Consider the following 25104-nt stretch of genomic DNA (forward strand, 5'->3'; position numbering starts at 1 on the left):
GCTCGGCGTGACTCCGTCAGCGCAGGATGCCCGGCGTACCGCCGCCGTCCGCGCCCCAGACGTCCTCGTCCTCCTCCAGCCAGGTGTTGCGAGGGGTCTCCTCCTCGCCGTAGCCGGCACCCATGCCGGCCATGCCACCGACGCCCCGCGCGCCCGCACCGACGCCCTTGGCGCCCACGCCGGCGGCACCCGCGCGCCCGCCGCCACGGCCGGCCCCACCGGCCGCACCGCCCATCATCGGGCCCATGCCACCCGCACCGAGCTTGCCGCCGGCGCCGAGCTTGCCACCAGCGCCCCGGCCGCCACCGCGATTGGCGCCGGCCGCGCCGCCGCCCATCATCGGGCCCATGTTGGGGCTCACCGGCCGGCCGAGCGAGCCGCCGCCCGGGATGACGCCCCCGCCGCCCAGCCCGCCACCGCCACCGCCGCCGAGCCCGGTGGTGCCGGGCAGGCCGCCGCCACCGCCACCGCCGCCGAGCGCGGGAACCGTCGGGGCGCCGGCACCGGCCAGACCGCTGCCGTAGTCGTCGGCGAGGCTGCCCGTGTTCGGGTCGTAGCCACCGCTGGGGTCGTAACCACCGCTCGGGTCGTAGCCGCCGGTGGTCAGGCCGGGGTGCGCGGTGGAGCCGATCCCGGTGGTCCCGGTCTCGGGCACGCCGGCCCCGCTGAGCGACGGCATGCCACCGCCCGGCATGCCACCGGTCGAGGGCATCCCGCCCATGCTGGGCGCGCCGCCGGTGCTGCCGGCACCGGGGCCTGCGCCGAGGTTGGGGGTCTCCACGTTCGGCGACTGGGTCATGCCGGGCGTGGTCTGGCCGGGCGTGCCCGAGTCGATGGTCACGTATTCGCCGCTGACCTGGCTGTAGACCTTGGCCGCCTCGTCGGACTTGTCGTTGAGCCAGTCGGCGAGCGAGGTGAGCGGGTCGAGCAGGCCCAGGAAGTCGGGCTTGACCTTCATCTCGAAGAGGCCCGTGTCAATCACGATGCGGCCGTTGCGCGCCTCCAGCACGTCGTTGACGCAGCTCGCGGGGATGGGGAACTCGGCCTGCGCGGCGCTCAGCTTGTCGGCGGCGGTCTTCAGCGACTGGACGATGCCGTTGTGCTTCTCGGCGTCGTCGACGACCCGGCCCGTGTCCGTGGCGATCTGCTTGATGTGGGTCTTGAAGGACTCGTACGCCGGGCCCTTCCACACCTCACCGAGATCGGCGACGTTCGTCTCCAGGCTCTCCTTGACGGAGTTCAGGTTCTTCAGCAGCTGCTCCCAGCCCAGGGCGGCGCTGGTGACGTCGCCCGGCCTGCCCGCGACGACGATCTGCTGGCACATCTCTTCCCAGCTCGGCATCCTGTCACCCTCCCGATCAGCCGTTGGATCCGTTGGTGGCGGCTTGGCTGAAGGCGCGCTCCATCTCGGCGGCGGACATGGCGTTCGCCTTCTCCGCCGTCTCGTAGTTCTCCTTGACCTCGCGCAGCGCGTTGGCGGCCTGGTAGAGGTCCTCGGCGAGCTTGCGGACGCTCTGCTGCGTGGTGGTGAAGAGGCTGCCGTGCTTGCGGGCCAGGTCGCCCGCCCGGTCGAAGGCGCCGAGCGGGCTCGTCGCCCCGCCCCCCACGTTCATGCCGCCCGACGCCGCCACGCCGCCCATCCGGTCCTGGATCTCGACCATCGTGTACGACTGCTTGTTGAGAAACGAGGCGTGCGACTCCAACCACTCGATGGCCTTGTCCAGGCTGGACGCGTCCCACTCCGTGTTGTCGCCGCTCTCGCCCGACCCCGGCACCAGGCCGGAGGGGGTCTGCGCCCGGTTGACGTTGTCCATCGTGATGCCGCTGACGTGCACGGTGGGTGCCAGCGGGGTGATGGGCATGTACGGGGTGTCCACCCGGATCTCGTCCGGCTGGTCCGTCCTGTCCACCTGTGGGCTCGTCCGGTCGTCCGTCATCGGTTCCTCCCCGTCGCCGACTGACAATGTGGCTTACTGCTGGTGTCCGCCGGGGGTCGGCGGAGGTGGTGCCGGCGGCACACCGTACGGGTGGGTTCCGCCGGTGGGCGTCGGGCCGTACCCGGGCGGGGGTCCCGCCTGGGGCGGTGCGGGCGTGCCCGGTGCCCCGCCGGGCGGCGGAAAGCCGGGCGCACCGAACTGCGGGTTGCCGTGCGACCCTCCCGGGGCGCCGCCGGACGGCGGGTGGCCGGGGGGCGGCGGGTACCCGGGCGGACCGGCCTGCGAGCCGGGCGGCGAATAGCCCGGGGCCGGATAGCCGGGCGGCGGATAGCCGGGCGGCGGATAGCCGGGCGGGCCGCCGGGCGGCGGGTATCCCGGCGGGCCGGGCCGGGCGACGGCCGTCTTCCGGCGGGACCGGCGCACCAGCACGATCACGAGGATCAGCAACGCGACGGGCACGAGCAGGCAGAGCGCCCCCTGCACCAGTGCGCCGGTGTCCTTCTTCATGCTGATCGACACCGCCGGCCCGTCGTCCTTCTGCGGCGTGGCCGCGCCCGCGGACGGGGCGGCGCCGTCCGGGGTGCCGGCGAGCAGCGGGTGCGCGTCCACCGCCGGCACCGATCGCGTCAGCGCGGCGAGCGGGTCGACCGCGCCGAAGCCGTGCTGGCTGTCGCGGCCGGCCGGGCCCAGGTCGCGGGCGGTGCGGATCAGCCGGTTCACCACGTTGGCCGCGTCGAGGTCCGGGTACTTGGCGCGGACCAGCGCCGCCACCCCGGAGGTGATGGCGGCGGCGTCGCTCGTGCCGCTGCCGATGCCGTAACCGTTGGACGACACGGACGCGGACCGGGGAGAGATGATCTCCTGCATCGGCGCGGCGAGCACGGCCTCCCGACCGGTGGCGCTCTGCGCGAAGAACTCGCCGTTCTTCGCCAGCCCGGTCACCGCGATGACGCCGGGGATGTTGGCGGGGCTGGTGACGACGCGGTCGTTCTGCAGCCGGTTGCCGGCCGAGGCGATCAGCACGACGTCCTTGTCCAGGGCGTACCGGACGGCGGCGATCTCGTCGGGGGTCGCCGCCGTGCCCGTCCCGACGGACATGTTGATCACGTCGGCGCCGGCGTCGGCCGCCCAGCGGATGCCTTGCGAGAGGTCTGCCGAATCGAAGGAGTCGCCCATCGCGACGGGCAGGATCTTCGCCTCCGGGGCGATGCCCAGGTGCCGCATCGCGCCGCCGCCCCGGGACGCGATGATCCCGGCCATCGCCGAACCGTGGGCCTTCCTGGCGTCGTCGTCGCGGCGACCGTCGGCCGCCGTCCCGGAACCGATGCCCTTGCCCGGCAGGACCTGACCGCGCAGGTCCGGCAGGTTGGGGTTGACCCCGGTGTCGATGACCGCGACGGTCACGCCCCTGCCCTTGGTGAGCTTGTGGGCCTGCGGGATCTTCAGGGTGTCGAGGTACCACTGGAGGCCGCGCACCGTGTCGGCGCGGGCCGGGGCCGGCGCGGCCAGTGGACCAGTGCCGGCGCCGACGACCACCGTCAGCGCCGCGACGGCCAGCCGGAGCTTGGACCGCGAAGGCTTGCCCGCACGCATGATTCTCCCAGGACCTATCGGCGCACAACGCGACGCGGCTCCGGCCCGGTCGAACCGGACCGGAGCCGCGTCGGCGACTGTGTCAGTTCCACGCCTTGGCGTTGCTCATCTCGGTGCTGACGTAGTTCTCGCGGGCGATGCCCACGGCGCCACCGATGTCGTTCAGGATCTTGTTGATGTCCCGGACGGCGGCGTCCCACTGCGCCTGGTGCTGCTCGTAGGCGGCACGGTCCTCGCCGTCCCACTGGAGCTTCGACAGCATCGAACGCAGCGTGTCCAGCTTCTCGTCGATGGTCTTCGAGATGGCCATCATCTGCTGGTTGCTGCTCTCGAGGACCGCGTAGTCGACCTTGATGCTCATGAGTTCCTCCTCTGCTCGTCTCGGCGGATCACGGGTTGAGTGCAGAGTGGAACTTGTCCAGCATCTGCTGCTGCTCTTCGTCGTTGACCTGGTGCGTCGTACCCGACTTGTCGAGCAGGTCGGCGATGTTGTCCATCGCCGTCAGCAGCTTGCCCGTGTCCTCGTTCCAGCGCTGCATGAGCGACTGGAAGCCGGTGGACGCCTGCCCCTTCCAGGCGATGGCCAGGTCGTCGACCACGTTCCACAGCTTCTTCAGCTCGCCGTCGACATCGCTGCGCGTGGAGCGCACGTCACCCGCGGCGGTATGCAGAGTCGCTGCTTCGACCTCGAACGCCATGCTTCACACCCTTCCGTCTTCTTGTGGCGGCGCAGTCGCCGCGTCCTCCCCCGCCGCAAGGCAATCACCCCACCGACGGACACTCAGCCAAGACCGTAGCGGACGGTGTCCATGCTCCGCAGCCCTGCCCCGAGTGGTCGCCCGACCGCCGCCGGAGCTGCCCCTGACCTAGGCGGAACGGGAGTACGAGCGCACGTGCATCACCACTCCGACCACGAAAATAAGGACGAGCATCGATACGAGTACCCACTGCACCGCGTCGTCGGCGAGGGTGCCGAGGGCCAGCGCGAATGCCGCCACCCCGCTGAGCAGGACGAGTTCCATCGCCCTGCGGGCCAGGCGCGACCGGGTGAGCTGCGCGACCAGCCCCAGGACGATGAAGACCGGGATGGTCACCAGCGCGTACCCGAACAACATGCTCTGCCACACGGTGCACCCACCTCTCGGCCCGGTCGCTCAGGCCCGGTAGAAGCCCGGGTCCTGCACCCAGTCGATCTTGATGTCCTGGATGTCGGGGTCGGCGTCGCCGGTCGCCCAGCCCGGACGGGAGTCCGAAACGAAGTTATACTGGCTGTTACCGCGGAACGCCGACGCCACCGTGGAGAACAGCGCGCCGATGTCCGTGAAGATGAGCCCGAGGATCGCCGCGGTGGCGGTGAGGCCGGCCACCCCGATCGCCTGCGCCAGCGGCGCGGTCGCGGGGAACGCCTGAAGGGCCACGGCCGCGATGACCGCGATGAGGATCGGCACCAGCGCGCCGACCAGGGCGTCGATCGAGGCGTTGAAGTGGTCGCGGACGGCGGTCAGCGCTTCCTTGTTGGCGTTGAGCGCCTCCGCGAGCGCCCCGATCTCGGCGTTCAGCTTCTGCACGAAGGCGTCGAACGCGTCCCGGTCGTCGAAGTCCCACTCCTCGCTGGACGGGATCACGCTCTCCAGCGTCGCGCCGAACTGGTCGCCGCCCAGGAAGCGGGCCGCGTCGCCCCACTCCTTGATGGACTGGTTGACCTCGTCGTTGTCGAACGTCTCGAGGTGGATGATGGCGGCGGTCAGGAAGGCGGCACCGACCAGCCACACCCAGTTGGCCCGGGCCGCCCCGGCCAGCGAGCGGACCGGCGCGGTCTGCGCGGCGACGCTGTGCGTCCCCACCACCGAGCCCGAGGAATTCGCGATCAGGATCTCCGGCATCGAGCCCTCCCTGCGTCCCGCACCCGCGAGGTCACTTGACCACCCAGGGCTGGTCCGACTTCTCCCAGTTGAGCGCGCTCTGTTCGAGGTTGGCGGCGGCCCTCTCCAGGTGCTCGACGCCGGTGCGCAGGTTGTCGAGGTGACCGTCGACGGCATCGTTGTGCGCGCTGACGGCGGACAGGCCGAGCAGTGTCATGGACATGCCCGACAGCTTGACGCCCTCCAGCGCCCGCTGCGCGTTGCGCAGGTAGGCCATCGGGCCGTCGGCGGCCGCGAGCTTCTGCCCGGCCTTGCGGATGGCGTCGACGTCGACGACGTTGGCCACGGACCCTCTCCTCTCGTCAGCCGCGCAGCCGGCGCAGCGGGTCGTTCAGATCCACCCCGAACTGCTGGAACCACTCCTCGGGGGTGACCTTGCCCGCCTCGGCCCGCCGGACCAGGTCGGCACCGCCGAGCATCTCCTCCAGCAGCTCGCGCTGCCGCTCGGCGTGCGCGTCGTAGGCGGCGTCGATGGCGGCCTGGAGCGACTCGGCCAGGCTGAAGCTGTCCAGCCGCATCGCCCGGGCGTCGATCTCGATGTCGCCGACCTTCATGTCGCCGTCGACGGTGACCCGGACCAGGCCGTCCGGGCTCTCCCCGACGACCCGCAGCTCGGCGCGCTGCCGCTGGAAGTCCGCGAGCCGGCGCTGCTGCTCCTGCGCCTGCCGCAGGATGCCCTCCAGGCCGGCCCCGCCCATGCCGCCGGGCGTCCACGATGTGCTCAAAACGGTCCTCTCGTCGGCTGCGACGCTCGTGCCGCAGGCTACCGGATGCCGTCACACCGGGGCGGTCCCACCGACCGCCGCATCGGTGGGCGCCCTCAGGCCGGCTCCGACCAGGCCGTCTGGATGAGCTGCTGGCCGTCACGGCGGCGCACCAGGGTGCCCCGGCCGGGCGGCTGCGGGCTCGGCCGCAGCGTGCCGAAGACCGCGCCCTCCTCCCGGTTGCCGGACATCAGCAGGCCGGGCTGGTCCAGCTCGCGCAGGCGTTGCAGGACCGGCTCGTAGAGCGCCCGGGCCACACCACCCGCGCGCCGGGTGACGATCAGGTGCAGGCCGATGTCGCGGGCCTGGGGCAGCAGCTCGTGCAGCGCGCTGAGCGGATTGTTCCCGCCCGAGGCGACCAGGTCGTAGTCGTCGACCAGGATGTAGAGGTCCGGCCCCTTCCACCAGCTGCGGTCGCGCAGCTGCGCGGTGGTGACGTCCGGGCCGGGCAGCCGGTTGGACAGCGCGCTGCGGATCGAGGCGAGCCCCTGCGCGAACACCTGGTTCGACGGCGCGTAGTCGAGCAGGTGGTCCCCCTCGACCGCGCCGAGCAGCCCGCGCCGGTAGTCGGCGATGACCAGCCGGGCCTGCGCCGGCGTGTACCGCTCCGTGATGCCCCGCGCGATCAGCCGCAGCAGGTTGGTCTTGCCGCACTCGGCGTCGCCGAAGACCGTCAGGTGCGGCTCGTTGGCGAGGTCGAGGTAGACCGGGGCCAGCGCCGACTCGTTGACACCGATCGGCAGGCCCGGCGCCGAGCGGTCCACGACCCGGGCCAGCTCGCTGAGGTGCAGCCTGCGCGGCAGCAGCCGTACCTTCGGCGCCGGCTGGCCCTTCCAGGCCTCCGCGACGTGCCGGGACAGGGCGATGGACGCCTCGGTCAGGTCGTCGATGTCGCGCCGGCCGTCGATCCGGGAGATGGCGGTCAGGAAGTGCAGCTTGTCGCGGGTCAGGCCGCGGCCGGGCGAGCCGGTCGGGACGTTTGCCGCCGCCCGCCGGTCGATCTCCGACTCGTTGGCGTCACCGAGACGCAGCTCCAGCTTCGTGCCGAGCAGGTCCCGCATGTTGATCCGGATCTCCGCCCACCGCACGGCGGTCAGCACCACGTGTACGCCGAAGCCCAGGCCACGGTTGGCCAGGGTGGTGATCGTCTGCTCCAGCTCCTCGTACTCCTGGCGCAGGGTGTTCCAGCCGTCGACGACGAGGAAGACGTCGCCGAACGGGTCGTCGGCGAACTCCCCGGCCGCCCGGCGCCGGCGGTAGCTCGCCACCGAGTCGATGCCGTGCTGGGCGAACCGGTTCTCCCGCTCGTCCAGGACGGCCACCACCTCGGCCACCGTACGGCGTACCGCCTCGGTGTCCCGCCGCCCGGCCACGCCGGCCGTGTGCGGCAGCCCGTCCAGGCTGCGCAGCGCGCCACCACCGAAGTCCAGGCAGAAGAACTGCACCTCGCGCGGCGTGTGGGTGAGCGCGAGCGAGGCGAGCATGGAGCGCAGCATCGTGCTCTTGCCGCTGAGCGAGGCGCCGACGATCACCACGTTGCCGCCCGCGCCGGCCAGGTCCACGAGCATCGGGTCACGGCGCTGCTCGTACGGCCGGTCCACGATGCCCACCGGAGCGGCCAGCCGCCCGCGACCGCGCCACGAGGCGGTGCAGAGGCCGTACCTCGGGTCGACGGTCAGCGGCGGCAGCAGCTCGCCCAGGCCGGGCGGCTCCGCCAGCGGCGGCAGCCAGACCTGGTGCGCCGGGCGGCCCCGCCCCTTCAGCCGGTCGATCAGCACGTCCAGCATCGCCACGGCCTTGCCGTCGGCGGGCTGCTCCGGCTCGGGCGCGTCCGGCACCGGCAGGGTCGGGTTCTGCACCGGCACGAAGTCCACCCCGTACCGGACGATCCGGCGCTGCACCAGCGCCCGCGACGACGCGGCGGCCTGCCCCGGGGCCCGGTACGGCCCGGACACGTACGCGGCGCGGAACCGCAGCATGGTGCTGGTGTCGGTCTTCAGGTAGCCGTGGCCGGGGGCGTTGGGCAGCTCGTACGCGTCGGGCACGCCGAGCACGATCCGGCTCTCCACCGCCGAGAAGGTACGCAGACCGATCCGGTACGACAGATGGGTGTCGAGGCCGCGCAGCTTGCCCTCCTCCAGCCGCTGGCTGGCCAGCAGCAGGTGCACGCCGAGCGACCGGCCCAGCCGGCCGATCATCACGAAGAGGTCGATGAAGTCGGGCTTCGCGGCGAGCAGCTCGCTGAACTCGTCGCAGATGATGAGCAGGCTGGGCATCGGGTCCAGCGGCTCGCCGGCCGCCCGGGCCTTCTCGTAGTCGTAGCGGGAGACGTAGTTGCCGGCGGCCCGCAGCACCTCCTGGCGGCGGGTCATCTCGCCGGCCAGCGCGTCCTTCATGCGGTCGACCAGCGGCAGCTCGTCGGCCAGGTTGGTGATCACGGCGCTGGTGTGCGGCAGCGCGTCCAGCGAGGCGAAGGTGGCGCCGCCCTTGAAGTCGACCAGGACGAAGTTGAGTTCCTCGGAGGAGTGCGTCACCGCCAGCGCGCCGACGATCGTGCGCAGCAGCTCGCTCTTGCCGGAGCCGGTCGCGCCGATGATCAGGCCGTGCGGGCCCATGCCCTCGTGCGCGGACTCCTTGAAGTCCAGCTCGACCACGTTGCCGTCCGGCCCGACGCCGAGCGGGATGCGCAGCCGGTCGCGGTGGCTGCGCGGGCGCCAGGTCTGCTGCACGTCGACCGCGGCGGCGTCGCCGACGCCGAGCAGGTCCGGCAGCTCCATGCTCTTCGCCAGCGGCTCCTCCGACGTGGTCTGCTGCTGCGACAGCCGGTACGGGGCGATCTGCCGGGCCAGCCCCTCGGCGGCGGACTCGGTGAGCCGGTCCGGTCGGCCGAGCCGCGACGAGGAGGTGCCGCGGACCAGTTCGAGGGAGCTGCCGTCGCCCACGTCGAGGCAGAGCAGCCAGCGGCCGGCGTCCCGGGGCACGGTGCCGGAGAGGTCGATCACGGTCGCGCCGAGCAGCCCCGGCCCCATGAGCTGGCAGGCCGCCGAGACCTCGCCGCCGTCGATCACCACGACCAGGTGCGCCGCGCTGGTCAGCGGCTTCGCCTCCGGCGCGAACCGGGGCCGGCCGGCCAGCTCGCCGGCGAGCGCCTCCTCGGCCTCGGCGAGGCTCGCGAAGACCATCCGGCGGGCGCCCGCCGCGTCGGTCCGGGCGCTGTGGTGGTTGTGCGGCAGCCACTTCACCCAGTCCCAGGACGGCTGCCGGTCGGGCGCGGCGACGATCGCGACGACCATGTCGTCCGGGGCGTGGAAGGTGGCGAGCTGGCCGAGCGCGGCCCGCGTCAGGTCGAGCACCGGCTCCCGGTCGCCGCGCAGCACCACCCGGCTGAACGCCCGTACGGAGAGCGCGGTCGGCAGGTCCGGCACGCTCGAGTGGGCGCGGACGAAGCGACGCAGCGCGATGGCGCTCATCGGCTCCAGGTCCTCGACCGGCTTGGTTTCCGGCGGGACGATCTCCACGGCCAGGCGCTGCGGGCCGGTGGCGATCCGGGTCTCGCCGAAGTCGTCCTCGGTGATCCGCCGCTCCCACAGCCGGCGGGAGGCGGCGATCGACCAGAGCGCGTCGGGCTCCGGGTGCCGCCAGGCCATCGCCGCCCGCTGCTGCTCGGCGGCGCGCCGGGTGCGCTTGCGCATCTGGGCCAGGTAGCGCATGTAGTCGCGCCGGTCGGCGTTGAGTTCGGCCTTGTCGTTGTTGCCGTTGCTCAGCGACCCGATCGCCATGCCCAGCATCGAGACACCGAAGAGACCGCCGGCGATGTACGTCATCGTGCCGCCGCCCCGGCCGGCGTAGAGGAACGCCATGGCGCCCACGCCGCAGACCATCGGCAGGATCATCAGCAGCTGCCCCATCCCGCGCGGGGTGGGCTCGGGCAGCTCCGGAGGCGACTCCAGCAGCACCTCGCCTCGCGGCAGCGCAGGCCCCGGCTGACGCGGGAGCCGGCGGAACACCACCGTGCTCACGGCTGTCTCCTCCCCAGAAGCGGCCCTGATGAAGTTCGGCGAGCGACCGGAGTCGTCGGGTGGGCATCGTACGTGCCCGCCATCGTAGGTAATCTCCCGTGGGCGTCAGGAGCCCGTGCGTCGGCGCCGCCGGCCAGGGGTGATCGTAGAAGAGCGCGAGGAGGCCACTGTGGCGACGAAGACGGCGACCGGCGGCCTGAGCCGGATCACCATCGTGGCGCCCCGCACCCGGATGGACCTCGCGCTGCCGTCGGACGTACCGCTCGCCGACCTGCTGCCGACCCTGCTCCGTTACGCGGGTGAGGACCTGGCCGACGAGGGGGTGCGGCACGGCGGCTGGAGCCTGGCCCGGCTGGGCGGCCAGCCGCTGGACGGCGGCCGGACCGCCACGCAGCTCGGCATCCGCGACGGCGAGGTGCTCTACTTCAATCCCCGGTCGGCCACCGCGCCGGAGATCGTCTTCGACGACGTGGTCGACGCCGTGGCCACCGCCACCAACCAGCGCCCGGGCGCCTGGCAGGTCGGCACCACCCGTTCCTTCGCGGTGCTCTTCGCCGCCGCGGCGCTCGGCGCCGGCGCGCTGGCGGCGCTGTTCACCGGGCCGCCGCACCTGCCGGGCGCGCTGGCCGCGCTGGTCGTCGCGGTCGCTCTGGTGGTCTCCGCGGCCGTGTTGTCCCGGGCCGCCGCCGACAGCGCGACCGGGTCGGTGCTGGGGGTCGTCGGCCTGGCGTACGCGGGCGTCGGCGGCCTGCTGCTGCTCGCCGGCGACCGTCCGCTGACCGGGCTGGCCGCCCCGCACGTGCTCCTCGGCGCCACGGCGGTGGTGCTCTGCGCGGCGGTGGCCGCGCTGGCCGTCGGCGACCGGCTTCCGCTCTTCTTCGGCGCGGTCGCCGTCGGCGCGGGCACCGGCCTCGGCGCACTGGTCAGCCTGGCCTTCGGCACCGACGCGACGGCCGCCGCGGCCGTCGTCGCCGCGGTCGCGTTCGGCGCGGTGCCGGCGCTGCCGATGGCGGCGTACCGGCTGGCCCGGCTGCCGGTGCCGTCCATCCCGACCGGCCCCGACGACCTGAAGAGCGACACCGAGTCGGTGGACGGCCGGCAGGTCCTCCAGCTCAGCGAGCGGGCCGACGGGTTCCTGACGGGCCTGCTCTGGACGGTGTCGCTGCTGGTGCTCGGCGCCCAGGTCGTGCTCGCGCTGCACGGCAGCCTGCCGGCGGTGCTGCTCTGCCTCGTGCTGGCCCTGCTGTCGCTGCTGCGGGCCCGGCCGTTCCTGGGCCGCGCCCAGCGCACCCCGGTGCTGTTCGCCGGCACCGCCGGGCTCGGCCTGACCGCCGCCGCCACGTTCGGCAACGGCTCGACGGCGGTACGCCTCGGCCTGATCCTCGGCGGCCTGGTGCTCGCGGCCGTGGTGAGCCTGATCTACGGGCTCACCGTGGCCGGCAAGCGGATCTCCCCGGTCTGGGGCCGGCTGCTCGACATCGTGGAGATCATGCTGATCATCGCGCTGGTCCCGCTGGCCTTCTGGGTCGTCGGCCTCTACGGCTGGATCGTCAACCTCCGCCCCTGACCCGCGCTCCCGGCCCCGGTTGTCACTCGGTCGGGTGCAGGGTCGTGATCGTGGTGGCGGCCGGGGCGGTGGCGTAGACGCCGGGGCCGTGCTGGCCGTCCACGGGGCGGGCCGGGGCGCCGGACCGGCGGGCCACCTCCCGTACCGCCTTGACCAGGCCCTCCACGTGGTCGTCGAGCGCCGCCACCCGGAGCATCGGCGGGGCGACGCGCCCGCCCGGCTGCACCACGACGGCCAGGGTGTGCGAGGGGGCGGACGTCGCCGTCACCGCGTCCACCAGCGGGCCGAACGGCGCGTCGGCCCGGGGCCGCAGGACCAGGCAACGCTGGGTCCAGCCGCCGCCGCGCAGGCCCGTCCAGGTCTCCGCCGGCGGCGCCGGCGCCAGGTCCAGCCCGGCCGCCGAGACCACCGCCGCGCGCAGCTCGTCGCGGCTGAGGGGGCGGTGGTCGAGCCCGGCCGCGGTCAGCGCCTTGCCCAGCCGGCCGATGCCGGCGGAAAGCGTGCGGTGCACGCCGGGCATGCCGCCGCCCCGGCTGACGGTCTCGACGCGGGCGTCGCGTACGGAGAGCCGCAGCGCCAGCCAGACCGTCCGGTGGGCCGCGGGTGGCGCTCCCGGCGCCGGGTACCAGACCAGGGTGTGCGAGACGACCTGGGCGCGGGTGACCGGGCCGGTGAAGTCGGCGAGCACGCGCAGCGCCCGGTCCAGCACCGACGCCTCCACGGATCCGGCGGGCGCCCCGGCGTGGCCCTGCAACGCCACCGCCGCGAACCAGCCCTGCGCGTCCTGCCCGATGCCGAGGCGGGTGCCGCGGTCCGTGAGCTCGGTCACAGTCAGCTCCGGGGCCAGGGGTGCCAGCCTGGGATCGGTCCCGCCGCCCGTCGCGACGGCGCTCCGGGCCGCCTCCCGACGCCGCCGCAGCCGCCGGCGCAGCAGCAGGTCCTCGTACCACCAGCGGCCACCCCGGCGGGCGAAGGCCGCGCCCACCACCGCCAGCGACAGCACCCCGACGGCGGGGGCCAGCCAGACCGGCCCGCCCAGCGCCGCCCAGACGGCCAGGGCGCAGAGTTCCAGCACCACGAGCTGCCCCACGGCCACGGGCCCGATCCGACCACGGTCGCGCCGGTCGGCCGGGACGACCGGCCGCTGGGCGACGCCGGACGGCTGCGGTGCCGGACGACCGGGTGGCGCCTGAACCTGCGTCATCGCTGACAGTCCCTTTCTGGACGGCGGAGCGTCCGCCGGATCGGGTCGGGCGCTGGTCCCGGTGACCCGTCGACGGCCCCTTATCGTAGGGAAGCCCGCGACACCGACTCGGACCTGCTCGTCGCGGACCCACCCCCGCCGGAGGTAAGTCATGCGGACCCGCCGCGACCAGGTGCAGGCGTACCGCTTCGTCACCCGCCGGATCGTCTCGGCGCTGCTGTCGGGCGACCCGGAGACCAGCAACCTGCCGATGCGGCGGCTCGGCATGGCGGTCTTCGGCAGCGTCATCGCCGCAGCCGTGGTGCTCGGTGGCGTCGGCGCGTACGGGCAGTTCACCGGCAACACGGCACCGCTGGAGCCGAACACCCTGGTGATCGAGCGGGAGACCGGGGCGACGTACGTCTTCGTCGACGGGCAGCTGCACCCCACCCTCAACTACGCCTCGGCCCGACTGATCATCAACGAGCCGGCCCCGCAGGTCCGCACGATGTCCCAGGCGTCGATCCGGGACCGGCCCCGGGGCCGTACGGTCGGCATCGTCGGCGCCCCCGACGCGCTGCCGGACCGCAAGTCCCTGACGGGCCTGCCCTGGTCCGTCTGCGACGTCCCGGACCCGGCCGATCCCCGCCGCTCCGGCACCCGGGTGGTGATCGACCGCCCGCTGCCCGGTGGTACGCCGCTCGGCGACCGGGCCGTGCTGGTGGAGGCCGACGGCCAGCGGCACCTGCTCACCGGCGACCGGCGGTTGCAGGTGACGGGCGGCGACTCCGCGCTCGCCGCGCTGCGGATGGCCAACGCGCCCCGCCTGCCCGTGGGGCAGCAGCTGCTCAACGCCGTGCCGGCCGGGCCGGTCATGCGGCAGCCGACGATCGCCGGCGAGGACGAGGCCAGCACCCTGACCGAGCGCCCGGCCAAGGTCGGTCAGGTCTTCCGGGCGGCGGGCCAGCACTACGTGCTCACCCGGGAGGGTCTTTCCGCGATCGGCGAGATCAGCGCGCTGCTGCTGCTGCGCGACGGCGGCCAGGTCACCGACATCACCCCGGCGCAGGCCGGCAAGCTGCTGACCGACCAGCGGGCGGAGGAGGCCGGGATGCCGCAGGCCCTGCCCGCGCTGCACCCGGTCACCGCGGGCCGGACGGCGGTCTGCGCGACCTACCGGGCGGGCACCGACGGCGGGCCGCCCACCACCACGCTGGAGGTCTTCGACCGGGTGCCGGCGGAGTTGGCCGCGCCCGGCGGGGTGCCCGTTCGGCAGAGCGCGCGCGACGGCGTGCGTACCGCCGAGGGCGTGCTGCTGCCCGGCGGCAAGGGCGTGCTCGTGCAGGCCACGCCCGGGTCCGGCGAGAGCGGCACGGCCGCCCCCGGCGCCACCGTCCATCTGATCAGCGCCCAGGGCGTCCGCTACCCGCTCGGCGTCGGCGCCATGTCGGCGCTCGGCTACGAGGGGGTCACCCCGCTGGCCGTACCGGCGTCGCTGCTGGCCCTCGTGCCCACGGGGCCGACGCTCTCGCGGGACGACGCGCTCGCCCACTTCGCGCCCGGCCCCGCGCCGTCGGCCCCGGCGAAGCCGGCGGCCGGCGCGGCGAAGCCGACGGGCAGCCCCGCGCCGGAGCGGTCCGGTACGCCGGTGACGCCCTCCGGGCAACCGGCGTCGGACGCGCCGGCTTCGCCGGACGGCTCGTCCGCCAGCCCGGGAGCGGACGGCTGAGGTCGGCCCACCCGCGAGCGGAGCCGGACCCGCGCGTGACGGATCGACGCCGGTAGCGGGTCGCCCGCGTCGCACCGGTCGACTAACCTGAGCGCTGCCAACGGTTATCGACGATGACGTACGGGGATGCTGCCATGACCGGGCGCACGACAGTCGACCTGCTGTCCCTGGAAGACTTCCACCAGAAGTTGGCCAACCGGCTGACCGAGGCGGAGAGGGCGTTGCGGAAGCTGAGCACCGAGATGCAGTGCCGGCCCCCGGCGCTGGGCTCGTTCGCCGACGCCACCGAGAACTCCCGCCGCTACTCCGAGATCCACCAGTCCTACGTGGACCAGGTCGACCGGCTGCGTGCGGCGGTGAAGGCCGCGCAGAGCGCCACCGCGACGATCCTGGCCAACTACCGCACCGCCGAGGAGCGCAACGCGGCCAACTCCGCCGACATCGCCGCCGCGCTGAACGGGGTGGACGACGCGTTGAAGCGGAAGGAGGATCCGCGTGTCTGAATACACCCAGCGCTACCAGCACGTCGGCCACCAGCAGCTCTACGACGCCGTGATGGCCGGCCAGCCGGGCCAGATCGACGGCGTCGCCGCGCAGTGGACGGCGCTCAAGGGCATGCTCGACGGGCTGTCCCGCGAGCTCAGCGGCGACCTCGACAAGCTCGCCAACACCTGGACGGGCTCGGCCTCGCAGGAGTTCCAGCGGCGGTTGACGCTCGTCACCGACTACGCCGACAAGCTCGGCGAGGGCATGGCGGACGTGAGCCGGGGCCTGACCCTGATGTCCGGCGAGCTGCGCACCGCCCGCGAGCAGGCGGAGAGTCCGGCCGAGACCGACGACCACGACCAGGCGCTCTCCGGCGCGGCCAAGGGCGCCGTGTTCGGCGTGCCGGGCATCGTGGTCGGCGGGCTGCTGGGGCACCAGCAGGACAAGGCCGAGCAGGAGAAGGCCCACCAGCGCATGGTCAACGTGGTGGCCGAGCTGGCCGCCGGCTACGACCTCTCGGCGTACGGCCGGCTCGTCCCGCCGCCGCCACCGCACCCGGACATCCCGGGCACGACCAGCCGCGATTCGACGCCCCCGCGCAGCGGCCCGGGCGCCAGCACGCCGACGGCCACGCCGACCACCTCCGGCCTCGCCGGGCAGCCCGGCGGCGCCACCGTCGCGGCCCCCGACCGGCCGAGCTCCGGACCGGGTGGCGGCGCGACCGGGACGCTCGTCCCGGGCGCCGTCGGCGGCGGGCAGCCGGGCGGCGGCGTGACCGACGGCGCTCCCGGCGGCGTCCCGGCCGGCACCTCCCTCGCCGGCGCCACGGTGCTGACCGGCACGCCCCCCACGACGGGTCCCGTCGGGCTGGGCGGCACCTCGACGGCCTCGGCCGGCGGGCCGGGCCTCCAGTTCGGACCGGCGGGCGGCGTGCTCGGCACCGGGGCCCTCGCCGCGAGCGGCAACGCACCGGCCTCGGCGGTCCGGTCCGTCGGCGGCACTCCGGTGGCGGACAACCGGTCCGCGACCGGGATGGGCCGGCGCTTCGACAACGGGGCACGACAGGGCGGCGACCGGGCGGCCAGCGGGACGGGACGCGGCGGGGCGGGCCGCCCCGGCGTCCTGGGCGGCACCCGGGGCACGCACGACGACGACGCCGACGGCCGGCTGACCTGGCTGACGGAGGACGACATGGTCTGGGGCGACGGCGCCGCCGCCGCTCCACCCGTGCTCGGCACCGACAGCTGACGCGCACCAGCACGACGACGGCCCACCCGGCGGGCGTACCACCGGGTGGGCCGTCGCACGTGCGGCGTCGGTCCCGGCGGGCACGGTCACACCCGCCCGACGATCCTTTTCGGACATCGTGGCGGCAGTCACCCGATCCCGGGTCGTCGGCGCGCTGCACGGACCCGGCCCGGACGATAGGTTGGACGGGTGCCCTCCGTAGCGTCCGTCGACCCGTTCTGGTCGGTGACGCTGCGCTCCCTGCGTGAGCTGACCCGGCTGGCGGTCGCCGCGCTGGTGCTCGCCGTGGGCCTCGGCAGCGCGACCGCCGCACCGGCACCGTTCGCCGCCGGACCGGCGGCCGTCACCGCCCCCGTTCCGGCCGCCGTCACGGCCGCCGGTCCGACCGTCGCGAGCGCCCGGCTCACCCCACCGCTGTCGCGCCGCGAGCCGGTGGCCGAGCAGGTCGACGGCGTCGCCGCCCCGGCGGTCCGGCGCGACGACACTCCGGCCGACACCGCCGCCGTGGCGGTCGCCCGCCCGGACGGCCCCGCCCACGACCCCGGCAGGGGCGTCCCCGCCCGGCGCGGTCCGCCCGCCGCCTGAACCGTCGGCTACCGGCTCCGCATCCGGGGCGACGGACGGCGACGGACCGCCGGCACGCGCGTCCGCCCGGGCCCCGGCCGCCACGTCACCGGCGGCCACCCGTCGGTCCGTCGCCGGAGCGGCCACCGCCGCGGTACGCCCGCACGCGCGCCCACGATGCCCACCCGCCCGTACGCCGGGCACAGACCCTGTCGATTCCCTCGATCGACCGCGAGGTGCTGACCATGGAAAACGTGTTCTCCTCCGTCCTGCTCGACGTGCCCCGGGCCGCCGTGATCTGGCTGAGCCTGCTCGGGGTCGTCGCCGTCACCGTGGCCGGCCTGGTGCTGCGTCCCGGCCGCCTCCGCTTCGACGCCGGCTCCCGCATCCGGCGCGCCGCGATGCCGAGCGAGCTGGAACGGGCCGAGGAGGAGCGCGAACGTTCCCGGTACGCGGGGGAGGTCTCGGTCGCCGCGGAACGGGCCGGCACCACCGCCGCCCGCCTGCGGGCCGAGTGGCTGACCGCGCAGGAGGAGGTCGAGGCGGCCTGGCAGGCGTACGAGGCCGCCGAGGTGGACGTCCGCCGGCTGGCGGTCACCGAGGCGATGCCCCTTCCGCGTACCGTCCGGACGCCCGCCGAGTACGCCGAGCGCGAGCGCTTCCTGCACCGGGCCGCCCTCGACGCGTACTGGCGCAAGGAGTTGTCGGTCGAACAGCTCAGCGACGTCTTCGCGCACCGCGACGGGTGGGACCCCCGGCTGCACCCGGTCGAGCAGGAACTGGTGCTGCGCCGGGCGGTACGCGACCACCTGCTCGCCCGGCAGCGGGCGGCCCGGGAGCGGGAGCAGGCCGCGTGGCGGGCGGCCGAGAACGCGGCCGAGGCGGCGCGCAGCCTGCGGGACGAGGCCTTCGCCGCGGTCAACCGCCGCCCCGAGGAGTCGCAGTCGCTGCTGCCGCTGGTCGAGGGGGCCGCAGTGGCGGAGCAGACCCGGGAGTTCCCGGCGCTGACCGGCCGCGAGGTGCCGTCGGTGGCCCGGGGCCGGGCGGCGGTTCCCGCGTACTGACCGGCATGGCCGGGCGGAACCGGTCCCGCTGGGCTAGCGTGACGGCATGTCCAGGGAGGCGTGGATCGTCGTCGGCGTCGTGGCGGTCGTCACGTTGGTCGGCGCGGTGGTGCTGGCCGTCCGCGTTATCCGCACCCGCCGCCTGCTCGGCACGCTCGGGCTGAACGGCAAGCTCGCCTTCTACGGGGCGCTGCTCTACACCGTCCTGCCGATCGACCTGCTTCCCGACCCCATCTACCTGGACGACATGGCGGTGCTGACCGGCGCGCTGCTCTACCTGGGTCGGCTGGTCCGGCAGCGCCGCGCCGCGAGCGCGCCGCTGCCCGGGGCACCCGACGCGCCGTCCGGCGCCGACCGGGCGCACCGTCGCGTGCCATGATCGGCGCCGCACCGCGAGACAGGGGACGGACATGCCCGGCGACCATCGGTTGACGCCCCACGACGAGCGGGTCGTGGCGTTCTGCCGGGAACGGCACCTGGCCACGTTGACCACCCTGCGCCCGGACGGCACCCCGCACGTCGTACCGGTGGGGGTCACCTTCGACGCGTCGACCGGACTGGCCCGCGTGATCACCGGCGGCGCGTCCCGCAAGGCGCGCCACGTCGCCGCCGCCGGCCCCGGGGGCGCCCCGGTGGCCGTCTGCCACGTCGACGGGCGGCGCTGGCTCACCATCGAGGGGCGGGCCGTCGTGCGCTCCGACCGGCCGGCCGTCGCCGAGGCCGAGCGCCGGTACGCCGAGCGTTACCGGACGCCCCGCCCGAATCCGGACCGGGTGGTCATCGAGATCGCGGTGACGCGCCTGCTGGGCAGCCTGTAACCGGTTGACCGGTTCGTCCCGTCCCGCGCCACCCACGTACGGCTGACCGGTCCGGGTGTGACGCGGGGCATCCGTACGCCGGAATCCTGCCGCCCGTGGCCCGGTTGAACCTCGACGTGCGGCCGGTACGCCCCCGGCCGCGGGCCCGGAATGCCCACCGGAGCAGGGCCGTTGCATCCCTGAGTACGCCCGTGGGCCGACCGCCCCGGGCCGTCGAATTCCCCCGAGCCGAGCGCCTTTCCCGGTGCTGCGCGCCCCGGTCCCCCGGCGGCGTCGACCCCCGATTGGAGCCCGACCATGAATCCGATCGTCCAGAAGAGCGGTCTCTCCGTCGCCGGCCTGCTGGTGGCCGGCGGATGCCTCGCGGGTCCGGCGGTGACCGCCCAGGCGGCACCGGCAACGACCACCCCGGTCGGCGCGGTGCACACGGACGACCGCGCCGCCAAGAACGGCCGCGCCGACCGGCGTGCCGAGCGCGCCGTGGGCATCGAGTACCAGGCGCAGCCCAACTTCTACTACTGCGGTCCGGCCGCGACCCGGATCGCCCTGTCGGCGCTGGGCCGGGCGCTCCCCCAGGACGAGGTCGCGAAGAGGCTGGGCACCACCGAGGCCGGCACCGACTCGGCCCTGGACATCACCCGCGTGCTCAACGAGCTGACCGGTCGCGGGTACCGGACGACCGAGATCCCGGATCCGGTGGCCAGGCCGGAGCAGGTGGACCGGCTGCGGTCCGACGTCGTCGCGGCCCTCGACAAGGGCCGGCCGGTGGTGGCCAACATCAAGGGCACCGCCGTCGACACGGTCGGCAACCCGCACTCGTACGAGGGCGGGCACTACCTGACCCTGGTGGGCTACCGGGACGGCGGTGACCTGATCCGGATCGCCGACCCGGCCGCCCCCGAGGGCGAGTACTGGATGACCCTGGAGAAGGTCGCCAACTGGGTCGCCGAGCGCGGCTACTCGTCCTGATCGACCCCGACGTCGGCCGGCCCTCCTGCGGGGCCGGCCCTCGGCCGTACCGGCGCGACGGATGCCCGCCGAGCACGGGACGCGGGTCGGCGACGGATCGATGACCGGTGGGTTCGGTGGACGGTTCCCGGGTACCAGGCCCCCAACCGACCGTTCCGCAACCGGTAAGGGGCAGACATGACCAACCCGCAGGACATCAGGGGTCAGGACGTCGTGGACGTCCTGACCGCCGACCACCGTGAGGTCGAGGCGCTCTTCGTGCAGTTGGAGAGCCGGCAGGGCACCCCCGAGCACCGCCGGCAGCTGGCCGACGTGGTGATCGCCGAGCTGGTCCGGCACGCCGTCGCCGAGGAGATGCACGTCTATCCGACCGCCCGCAAGGCGCTGCCGGACGGCGACCAGATCGCCGAGCACGAGATCTCCGAGCACGCCGACGCCGAGCGGACCATGAAGGAGCTGGAGTCGGTCGACCCGTCCGACCGGCGCTTCGACGAGCTGCTGGCGCACCTGACGAGCACGATCCGGCACCACGTCAAGGACGAGGAGTCGGACCTCTTCCCCCGCCTGCGCGCCGCGGTCGCCACCGAGGAGATGGTCGAACTGGCCGGGAAGGTGGAGGCGACCAAGAAGACCGCCCCGACCCGGCCGCACCCGGCTGCGCCCGACCGGCCGCCGGCGAACCGGCTGCTCAACCCCGGCACCGGCCTCGTGGACCGGATGCGGGACGCGCTGAGCGGCCGCGTCACGTCGACGGCGGAGCTGGGCCAGAAGCAGCGCTGACCGCCCCCGCCCATGGTGGCCACGCCCGGCCCGGGGCGTGGCCACCGGCGTGTCACCGGCCGGCGCGTAGGGCGACCACCGGACGAGCCGCGCGACCCACCCGGCCCAGGCCTCCGGCGCGACCCACCCGGCCCAGGCCTCCGGCGCGACCCGCCCTGCTCAGGTCTCCGGGGCGATCCGGCGCAGGCCGTCCGCCTCGGACACGATGACCGCCTCCATCGGGCAGGAGTCCGCGGCGTCCACCAACGCGTCGTCCGGCGCCACCCGCTCGGCCAGCGGGCGGGCCAACCCGTCCACCAGCACGAAGTGCCTCGGCGCGGTGCCCGCGCAGATCCCCGACCCGATGCACCGCGTCGGGTCCACGTGTACCCGCCACTGCTCGTCCGTCGCACTCATCCGTTCACCACCTCACCGGCATGGCGACGAGCCCCCGGACCAGCAGGCCGCTCTTCCAGGTCAGCTCGGATTCCGGCACGGCCAGCCTCAGGTCGGGCGTGCGGGCGATCAGCGTCTCCAGGACGACCTGGAGTTCCATCCGGGCGAGCTGCGCGCCGATGCAGTGGTGCACCCCGTGCCCGAAGCCGAGGTGCGGGTTGACCTGCCGGGTCAGGTCGAGCCGGTCCGCGTCGGCGAAGACCGTCTCGTCCCGGTTGGCCGACGAGATCGACACCACCACCGGCTCGCCGGCCCGTACCAGCACGCCGCCGACCTCGACGTCCGCCAGGGCGTAGCGGGCGAAGGCCGAGGACGCACCGAGGGGCACGTACCGCATCAGCTCCTCGACGGCAGCCGGCACCAGATGCGGGCGCGACCGTAGCCGGGCCCACTCGTCCGGGTGGGTGAGCAGGGCGTACACGAAGTTGGGGATCTGGGTCACCGTCGTCTCGTGCCCTGCCGCGAGCAGCCCGGCGGCCAGGCGCACGACCTCGTCCTCCGCGAGCCGGTCGTCGGCGTCCCGGGCCCGGACCATCGCGCCGATCAGGTCGTCGGTGGGTTGCTCGCGCCGCCGCGCGATCAGCTCGCCCATGTACGCGAGGAGACTGTCGATGTACTCCTGAGCCTGCTCCGGGCTCAGGGAGGTGGTCGACACGATCGCCTCGGACCAGGTGTGGAAGCGGTCCTGGTCGGCGACGGGAACGCCGAGCAGGTCGCAGATGACCCGGATCGGCAGCGGGGTGGCCAGGTGCTCCACCAGGTCGGCCGGCGGACCGGCCGCGAGCATGCCGTTCACCAGCTCGTGGGCCACCTCCCTGGTCCGGGGCCGCAGCTCCTCCACCCGGCGGGCGGTGAACGCCTTCGCCACCAGCCGACGCAGCCGGGTGTGCTCCGGCGGGTCCATCGACAGGATCCCGCCCTCCTGCTGTTGCGGCGAGTTGCGGGGCTCGTCCCGGCCCACCGAGGCGGCCCGGCTGAACCGCGGGTCGCCGAGCACGGTCCGGACGTCGGCGTGCCGGGTGGCGAGCCAGGCCGGCTCGCCGAACGGCATCCGGATCCGGGTGAGCGGTTCGTCCCGGCGCAGCCGGGCGTAGCGCGGGTCGAGGTTGAGCCGGTCGGGGTCGCTGAACGGATAGCGGTGGGGGACGGTCGTCTCGGGGGCCTCGGTCACCGGATGACTTCCTCTCGTCACGGCGCCCCACGGGGAGGGCACCGGTCCGGTCGGGGATGACTCCACCTTGAGTCATGTTCCGACTGCGGATAGTAGCGAGAGTGGTCGATCCTTGGCTAGCGGTACGCGTCGATCCGTCAGGAAGCAGCCGTCCCGGGCCACCGGCTGCGCGGCGGCCCGGGACGCTACGAGAGGTTCAGCGGACCTGGTCGCCTTCGCCGGTGCGCGCCTGGGCCTGGTCGACGCCCTTGTCGATCTGCTCGTCGTACTTGCCGCCCGTGCGCTTGTCGGCCATGTCGCCGCCCTTCTCCAGGCCCTTGTCGACCTGCTCGTCGTGCTTGTCGGCGAAGTCCTTGCCCTTGTTCATGAAGTCGCTCATCGGGGTCCTCCTCGAAGCCGGGGTTCCGATCTCTGCCTTCCCTGGGCCCGGGGGCTCAAACGCCACGGCGCAGCAGCCCGGGGGCAGTCGGGAAACGGGCGGCCGCCCCCGACGCCCCGGCCGCCCATCTAGCGTGAAAGGGGACGCGGGTGTCGGAGGGACGCCGGCCGGGTACCGACTCGCCGGAGATCGAGGAGGGCCGACGTGGTCGCAGACGATGCCGGGCGTACGCCCGAGGGAACGCCCGGCCGGGGCGCCGGCACCCGACAGGCCTGGGCCGCGCTGCCCTGGCTGGTCCGCTCGGCCGTGACGTGGAGCGCCTGCCTGGTGGTGATCGTCGCCGGGCTGTACCTGCTGGGGAAGATCGCGGTGCTGCTCGCGCCGCTGGCCATCGCGCTGGCCGTCACCATCTTCCTCGCCGCGCTGCTCGACCCGGTGCAGCTCGCGCTGCGCCGGCTCCATCTGCCCGCCGCGCTGGCCGCCCTGCTGACCGTACTGCTGCTGCTCGGGCTGCTGTTCGGCGTCGGCGCGCTGGTGTGGAGCCTCACCGCCAACCAGTTCAGCGAGTTGAGCAAGGAGCTGGGGCAGGGCCTGCAACGGACCCGGGACTTCGTGACCTCGACGCTGCCGGTCAGCGACCGACAGCTCGACCAACTGCTCGACCAGGCCCGCCAGGGGCTCGGCCAGGGCTCGGTCGACCCGGTCTCCGGCGCCAGGACGGCCGCGGAGGTGCTCGGCTCGGCGCTGCTCGCGCTCGTCCTGCTGTTCTTCCTGCTCAAGGACGGCAGGTCCATGTGGCGCTGGACGCTGTCCCGCACGACCGGGCCGAACCGGGACGTGACCGCCGAGGCGGGCCGGACGGGTTGGCGGACGCTCGGCGCGTACAGCCGGGGCACGATGCTGATCGCCGCGATCGACGCGATCGGCATCGGCCTGGCGTTGGTGGTGCTCCGGGTGCCCCTGGCCTTCCCGCTCGCGCTCATCACCTTCTTCGGCGGCTTCATCCCGATCATCGGGGCGACCGTGGCCGGCGCCGTGGCGGTGCTGGTCGCGCTCGCGGCGAAGGGGCCGGTGACCGCACTGCTCGTCCTCGCCGCCGTGATCACCGTCCAGCAGGTCGAGGGCAACCTGCTGGAACCGCTGGTCATGAAGCGTCAGGTGCGCCTGCACCCGGCGGTGATCCTGGTGGCGGTGACCGCCGGCACCCTGATCGCCGGCATCGCCGGGGCCTTCGTCTCGGTGCCGATCACCGCCGTCGTCTGGCGGGTCATCGACACCGTCCAGCAGCACCGCCAGCGCCCGACGCTCCCGACCCCCGCCTGACCACCTACCGGGCGGGTCCTCAGTGGGGGGTGGGGAGGTGGGTGGTGAACCAGTCGGCGGCGCTGTGCGCCACCTGTTCCAGGGTGCCGGGCTCCTCGAAGAGGTGGGTCGCCCCCGGGATCACCGTCAGCTCGGCCGTGTCCGGCAGCGCCTCCTGGGCCTGCTCGTTGAGCGTGATCACCTGCTCGTCCAGGCCGCCGACCAGCAGCAGCGTGGGCGCGCGCACCTGGTCGAGCGCGGCGCCGGCCAGGTCGGGACGGCCGCCCCGCGAGACCACCGCGCCGACGAGGTCCGGTCGGGGCGCCCCCCCCCCCCCCCCCCCCCCGGGCCCCCCCCCCCCCCCCCCCCCCCCCCCCCCCCCGCCGCCGGGGGGGGGGGGCCCCCCCCCCCCGGGGGGGCCCCCGGCCCCGGTGCTGGCCCCGAACAGCCCGATCGGCACGGCGCCGAGGGGTCGCTCCGCCGCCAGCCAGTCCACGATCGCGGCGAGCCGACGGGCGAGCAGGGGGATGTCGAAACGCAGCTCGGCGGTCCGGGCATCCACCTGGTCCTCGGCCGGCGTCAGCAGGTCGACCAGCACGGTGCCGAGGGCACTGCGGTTGAGCACGTGCGCCACGGCCGTGTTGCGCGGGCTGTGCCGGGAGCTGCCGCTGCCGTGTGCGAAGAGCACCACGCCGGCCGGCTCCGCCGGGACCAGCAGGTCGGCCGGAAGTTCGGCGTCCCCCGCCGGGATCGCCACCGCACTGCTGCGCACGTCCATCTCGCCTCCGTACGTCCTCGGTCGTCCCCGTTCCGGCCGCATACCCGTCCCCGGCGCCGGCAAGCGGCCCCGGCGCCCCCGGCGTTTGCCGCCGAGGGGCCCGGGTAGGCGTCGGGGGACCGCAGACCGTACCGGCGCAACCGCGCCCCGACGGATCGCGAGGATCGCCATGGCCCAGCAGCAGCGGGAGACCCGGCAGCAGACCACCGACCGGGACCGGCGGGAACAGGACACCGAACGCGGCCGGGACTGGGCGGACGACGCCGCCCAGGCGCGCACGGCCGACGACCCGCGGGCGATGGCGCCCCGCGACGCGGCGGACCGCCCGTCACAGGGCAGGCCGCTCTGACCGAAGCCGCCGGGCGACCGGCACCACGCTGACCGACGCGGCCGCCC

The 25104-nt window shown here is 74.4% G+C and carries 26 protein-coding genes and 2 pseudogenes; 12 read left to right on the forward strand and 16 right to left on the reverse strand.

Going from position 1 to position 25104, the window contains the following annotated elements:
* Positions 1–16: 16 nt before the first annotated feature.
* The 10 genes from ACPXCB_RS24085 to eccCa all read right to left on the reverse strand — a co-directional run bounded on the left by ACPXCB_RS24085 (position 17) and on the right by eccCa (position 10235).
* A complete protein-coding gene (locus ACPXCB_RS24085) occupies positions 17–1342 on the reverse strand; it encodes a WXG100 family type VII secretion target (protein WP_425877795.1) in 1326 nt (441 codons plus the stop codon).
* A 16-nt stretch (positions 1343–1358) separates the two neighbouring features.
* On the reverse strand, positions 1359–1937 hold the full coding sequence (locus ACPXCB_RS24090; protein WP_425877796.1) for a hypothetical protein: 579 nt from the start codon (positions 1935–1937) through the stop codon (positions 1359–1361).
* Positions 1938–1970: 33 nt separating this feature from the next.
* Positions 1971–3530 (reverse strand): S8 family serine peptidase, encoded by a 1560-nt coding sequence (locus ACPXCB_RS24095; protein WP_425877797.1) that lies wholly within the window; start codon positions 3528–3530, stop codon positions 1971–1973.
* Between the two features lie 82 nt (positions 3531–3612).
* Complete coding sequence (locus ACPXCB_RS24100) at positions 3613–3891, reverse strand: WXG100 family type VII secretion target (RefSeq protein ID WP_101413905.1); 279 nt, start codon at positions 3889–3891, stop codon at positions 3613–3615.
* Between the two features lie 28 nt (positions 3892–3919).
* A complete protein-coding gene (locus tag ACPXCB_RS24105; protein WP_089002280.1) occupies positions 3920–4228 on the reverse strand; it encodes a WXG100 family type VII secretion target in 309 nt (102 codons plus the stop codon).
* Between the two features lie 168 nt (positions 4229–4396).
* Positions 4397–4657 (reverse strand): hypothetical protein, encoded by a 261-nt coding sequence (locus ACPXCB_RS24110; RefSeq protein WP_425877798.1) that lies wholly within the window; start codon positions 4655–4657, stop codon positions 4397–4399.
* Between the two features lie 27 nt (positions 4658–4684).
* Positions 4685–5413 (reverse strand): hypothetical protein, encoded by a 729-nt coding sequence (locus ACPXCB_RS24115; RefSeq protein WP_425877799.1) that lies wholly within the window; start codon positions 5411–5413, stop codon positions 4685–4687.
* A gap of 31 nt (positions 5414–5444) precedes the next feature.
* Positions 5445–5738 (reverse strand): hypothetical protein, encoded by a 294-nt coding sequence (locus tag ACPXCB_RS24120; protein WP_121396953.1) that lies wholly within the window; start codon positions 5736–5738, stop codon positions 5445–5447.
* Positions 5739–5754: 16 nt separating this feature from the next.
* Complete coding sequence (locus tag ACPXCB_RS24125; RefSeq protein ID WP_425877800.1) at positions 5755–6177, reverse strand: YbaB/EbfC family nucleoid-associated protein; 423 nt, start codon at positions 6175–6177, stop codon at positions 5755–5757.
* A gap of 95 nt (positions 6178–6272) precedes the next feature.
* Positions 6273–10235, reverse strand: coding sequence for a type VII secretion protein EccCa (gene eccCa, locus ACPXCB_RS24130; protein WP_425877801.1), 3963 nt, complete (start codon positions 10233–10235; stop codon positions 6273–6275).
* A gap of 169 nt (positions 10236–10404) precedes the next feature.
* Between eccCa and eccD the strand changes: the two genes are divergently transcribed.
* Positions 10405–11802: a type VII secretion integral membrane protein EccD gene (gene eccD, locus ACPXCB_RS24135; protein WP_425877802.1), complete on the forward strand. Its 1398-nt coding sequence runs from the start codon at positions 10405–10407 to the stop codon at positions 11800–11802.
* 22 nt (positions 11803–11824) lie between these two features.
* Here the strand turns inward: eccD and ACPXCB_RS24140 are convergent, their stop codons facing one another.
* Complete coding sequence (locus ACPXCB_RS24140) at positions 11825–13006, reverse strand: type VII secretion protein EccE (protein WP_425877803.1); 1182 nt, start codon at positions 13004–13006, stop codon at positions 11825–11827.
* Positions 13007–13157: 151 nt separating this feature from the next.
* On the opposite strand from ACPXCB_RS24140, the gene eccB reads away from it, so the two are divergent.
* The 9 genes from eccB (at position 13158) to ACPXCB_RS24185 (ending at position 20643) form a co-directional block, all read left to right on the forward strand.
* Positions 13158–14714, forward strand: coding sequence for a type VII secretion protein EccB (eccB, locus tag ACPXCB_RS24145; RefSeq protein ID WP_425877804.1), 1557 nt, complete (start codon positions 13158–13160; stop codon positions 14712–14714).
* 134 nt (positions 14715–14848) lie between these two features.
* Positions 14849–15217 (forward strand): hypothetical protein, encoded by a 369-nt coding sequence (locus ACPXCB_RS24150; protein ID WP_425877805.1) that lies wholly within the window; start codon positions 14849–14851, stop codon positions 15215–15217.
* Positions 15210–16448 carry a WXG100 family type VII secretion target gene (locus ACPXCB_RS24155; RefSeq protein ID WP_425877806.1) on the forward strand — a complete coding sequence of 413 codons (1239 nt, stop codon included), beginning with the start codon at positions 15210–15212 and terminating at the stop codon, positions 16446–16448. Before ACPXCB_RS24150 ends, ACPXCB_RS24155 begins: the two co-directional genes overlap by 8 nt.
* Positions 16449–16637: 189 nt before the next feature.
* The gene (locus tag ACPXCB_RS24160) at positions 16638–17033 is read left to right on the forward strand and encodes a hypothetical protein (protein WP_425877807.1); all 396 of its coding nucleotides are present in this window, start codon (positions 16638–16640) and stop codon (positions 17031–17033) included.
* A gap of 224 nt (positions 17034–17257) precedes the next feature.
* Positions 17258–18076 (forward strand): hypothetical protein, encoded by an 819-nt coding sequence (locus tag ACPXCB_RS24165; protein ID WP_425877808.1) that lies wholly within the window; start codon positions 17258–17260, stop codon positions 18074–18076.
* A 46-nt stretch (positions 18077–18122) separates the two neighbouring features.
* On the forward strand, positions 18123–18455 hold the full coding sequence (locus tag ACPXCB_RS24170) for a YkvA family protein (RefSeq protein WP_357580325.1): 333 nt from the start codon (positions 18123–18125) through the stop codon (positions 18453–18455).
* Between the two features lie 31 nt (positions 18456–18486).
* Complete coding sequence (locus ACPXCB_RS24175; RefSeq protein WP_425877809.1) at positions 18487–18894, forward strand: pyridoxamine 5'-phosphate oxidase family protein; 408 nt, start codon at positions 18487–18489, stop codon at positions 18892–18894.
* 297 nt (positions 18895–19191) lie between these two features.
* On the forward strand, positions 19192–19863 hold the full coding sequence (locus ACPXCB_RS24180; RefSeq protein ID WP_425877810.1) for a C39 family peptidase: 672 nt from the start codon (positions 19192–19194) through the stop codon (positions 19861–19863).
* A 177-nt stretch (positions 19864–20040) separates the two neighbouring features.
* Positions 20041–20643 carry a hemerythrin domain-containing protein gene (locus tag ACPXCB_RS24185; protein ID WP_425877811.1) on the forward strand — a complete coding sequence of 201 codons (603 nt, stop codon included), beginning with the start codon at positions 20041–20043 and terminating at the stop codon, positions 20641–20643.
* A gap of 159 nt (positions 20644–20802) precedes the next feature.
* Here ACPXCB_RS24185 and ACPXCB_RS24190 read toward each other — a convergent pair whose 3' ends face one another.
* The 3 genes from ACPXCB_RS24190 to ACPXCB_RS24200 all read right to left on the reverse strand — a co-directional run bounded on the left by ACPXCB_RS24190 (position 20803) and on the right by ACPXCB_RS24200 (position 22628).
* Positions 20803–21039, reverse strand: coding sequence for a ferredoxin (locus ACPXCB_RS24190; protein ID WP_132231878.1), 237 nt, complete (start codon positions 21037–21039; stop codon positions 20803–20805).
* Positions 21040–21043: 4 nt separating this feature from the next.
* A complete protein-coding gene (locus tag ACPXCB_RS24195; RefSeq protein ID WP_425877812.1) occupies positions 21044–22249 on the reverse strand; it encodes a cytochrome P450 in 1206 nt (401 codons plus the stop codon).
* A gap of 196 nt (positions 22250–22445) precedes the next feature.
* Positions 22446–22628, reverse strand: a complete 183-nt coding sequence (locus tag ACPXCB_RS24200) for an antitoxin (RefSeq protein WP_425877813.1) — start codon at positions 22626–22628, stop codon at positions 22446–22448.
* A gap of 204 nt (positions 22629–22832) precedes the next feature.
* Here ACPXCB_RS24200 and ACPXCB_RS24205 point away from each other — a divergent pair, with 204 nt between their 5' ends.
* A complete protein-coding gene (locus tag ACPXCB_RS24205; protein ID WP_425877814.1) occupies positions 22833–23951 on the forward strand; it encodes an AI-2E family transporter in 1119 nt (372 codons plus the stop codon).
* Positions 23952–23970: 19 nt separating this feature from the next.
* On the opposite strand, the pseudogene ACPXCB_RS24210 reads toward ACPXCB_RS24205, so the two are convergent.
* Positions 23971–24255 (reverse strand): annotated as a pseudogene (locus tag ACPXCB_RS24210) (hydrolase); the annotation flags it as partial.
* 99 nt (positions 24256–24354) lie between these two features.
* Positions 24355–24708, reverse strand: a pseudogene (locus ACPXCB_RS24215) (dienelactone hydrolase family protein); the annotation flags it as partial.
* Between the two features lie 169 nt (positions 24709–24877).
* Here ACPXCB_RS24215 and ACPXCB_RS24220 point away from each other — a divergent pair.
* Positions 24878–25057 (forward strand): hypothetical protein, encoded by a 180-nt coding sequence (locus ACPXCB_RS24220; protein WP_132231888.1) that lies wholly within the window; start codon positions 24878–24880, stop codon positions 25055–25057.
* Positions 25058–25104 lie beyond the last annotated feature (47 nt).

It is taken from the genome of Micromonospora sp. DT62, assembly GCF_049847285.1.
Classification (GTDB): Bacteria; Actinomycetota; Actinomycetes; order Mycobacteriales; family Micromonosporaceae; genus Micromonospora; species Micromonospora reichwaldensis.

Bases quoted from the DNA above. Each gene is read 5' to 3' on its own strand.
- ACPXCB_RS24085 (WP_425877795.1), bottom strand. From the start codon at position 1,342: ATGCCGAGCTGGGAAGAGATGTGCCAGCAGATCGTCGTCGCGGGCAGG.
- ACPXCB_RS24090 (WP_425877796.1), bottom strand. From the start codon at position 1,937: ATGACGGACGACCGGACGAGCCCACAGGTGGACAGGACGGACCAGCCG.
- ACPXCB_RS24095 (WP_425877797.1), bottom strand. From the start codon at position 3,530: ATGCGTGCGGGCAAGCCTTCGCGGTCCAAGCTCCGGCTGGCCGTCGCG.
- ACPXCB_RS24100 (WP_101413905.1), bottom strand. From the start codon at position 3,891: ATGAGCATCAAGGTCGACTACGCGGTCCTCGAGAGCAGCAACCAGCAG.
- ACPXCB_RS24105 (WP_089002280.1), bottom strand. From the start codon at position 4,228: ATGGCGTTCGAGGTCGAAGCAGCGACTCTGCATACCGCCGCGGGTGAC.
- ACPXCB_RS24115 (WP_425877799.1), bottom strand. From the start codon at position 5,413: ATGCCGGAGATCCTGATCGCGAATTCCTCGGGCTCGGTGGTGGGGACG.
- ACPXCB_RS24140 (WP_425877803.1), bottom strand. From the start codon at position 13,006: ATGACGCAGGTTCAGGCGCCACCCGGTCGTCCGGCACCGCAGCCGTCC.
- eccB (WP_425877804.1), top strand. From the start codon at position 13,158: ATGCGGACCCGCCGCGACCAGGTGCAGGCGTACCGCTTCGTCACCCGC.
- ACPXCB_RS24150 (WP_425877805.1), top strand. From the start codon at position 14,849: ATGACCGGGCGCACGACAGTCGACCTGCTGTCCCTGGAAGACTTCCAC.
- ACPXCB_RS24165 (WP_425877808.1), top strand. From the start codon at position 17,258: ATGGAAAACGTGTTCTCCTCCGTCCTGCTCGACGTGCCCCGGGCCGCC.
- ACPXCB_RS24170 (WP_357580325.1), top strand. From the start codon at position 18,123: ATGTCCAGGGAGGCGTGGATCGTCGTCGGCGTCGTGGCGGTCGTCACG.
- ACPXCB_RS24175 (WP_425877809.1), top strand. From the start codon at position 18,487: ATGCCCGGCGACCATCGGTTGACGCCCCACGACGAGCGGGTCGTGGCG.
- ACPXCB_RS24180 (WP_425877810.1), top strand. From the start codon at position 19,192: ATGAATCCGATCGTCCAGAAGAGCGGTCTCTCCGTCGCCGGCCTGCTG.
- ACPXCB_RS24185 (WP_425877811.1), top strand. From the start codon at position 20,041: ATGACCAACCCGCAGGACATCAGGGGTCAGGACGTCGTGGACGTCCTG.
- ACPXCB_RS24190 (WP_132231878.1), bottom strand. From the start codon at position 21,039: ATGAGTGCGACGGACGAGCAGTGGCGGGTACACGTGGACCCGACGCGG.
- ACPXCB_RS24200 (WP_425877813.1), bottom strand. From the start codon at position 22,628: ATGAGCGACTTCATGAACAAGGGCAAGGACTTCGCCGACAAGCACGAC.
- ACPXCB_RS24220 (WP_132231888.1), top strand. From the start codon at position 24,878: ATGGCCCAGCAGCAGCGGGAGACCCGGCAGCAGACCACCGACCGGGAC.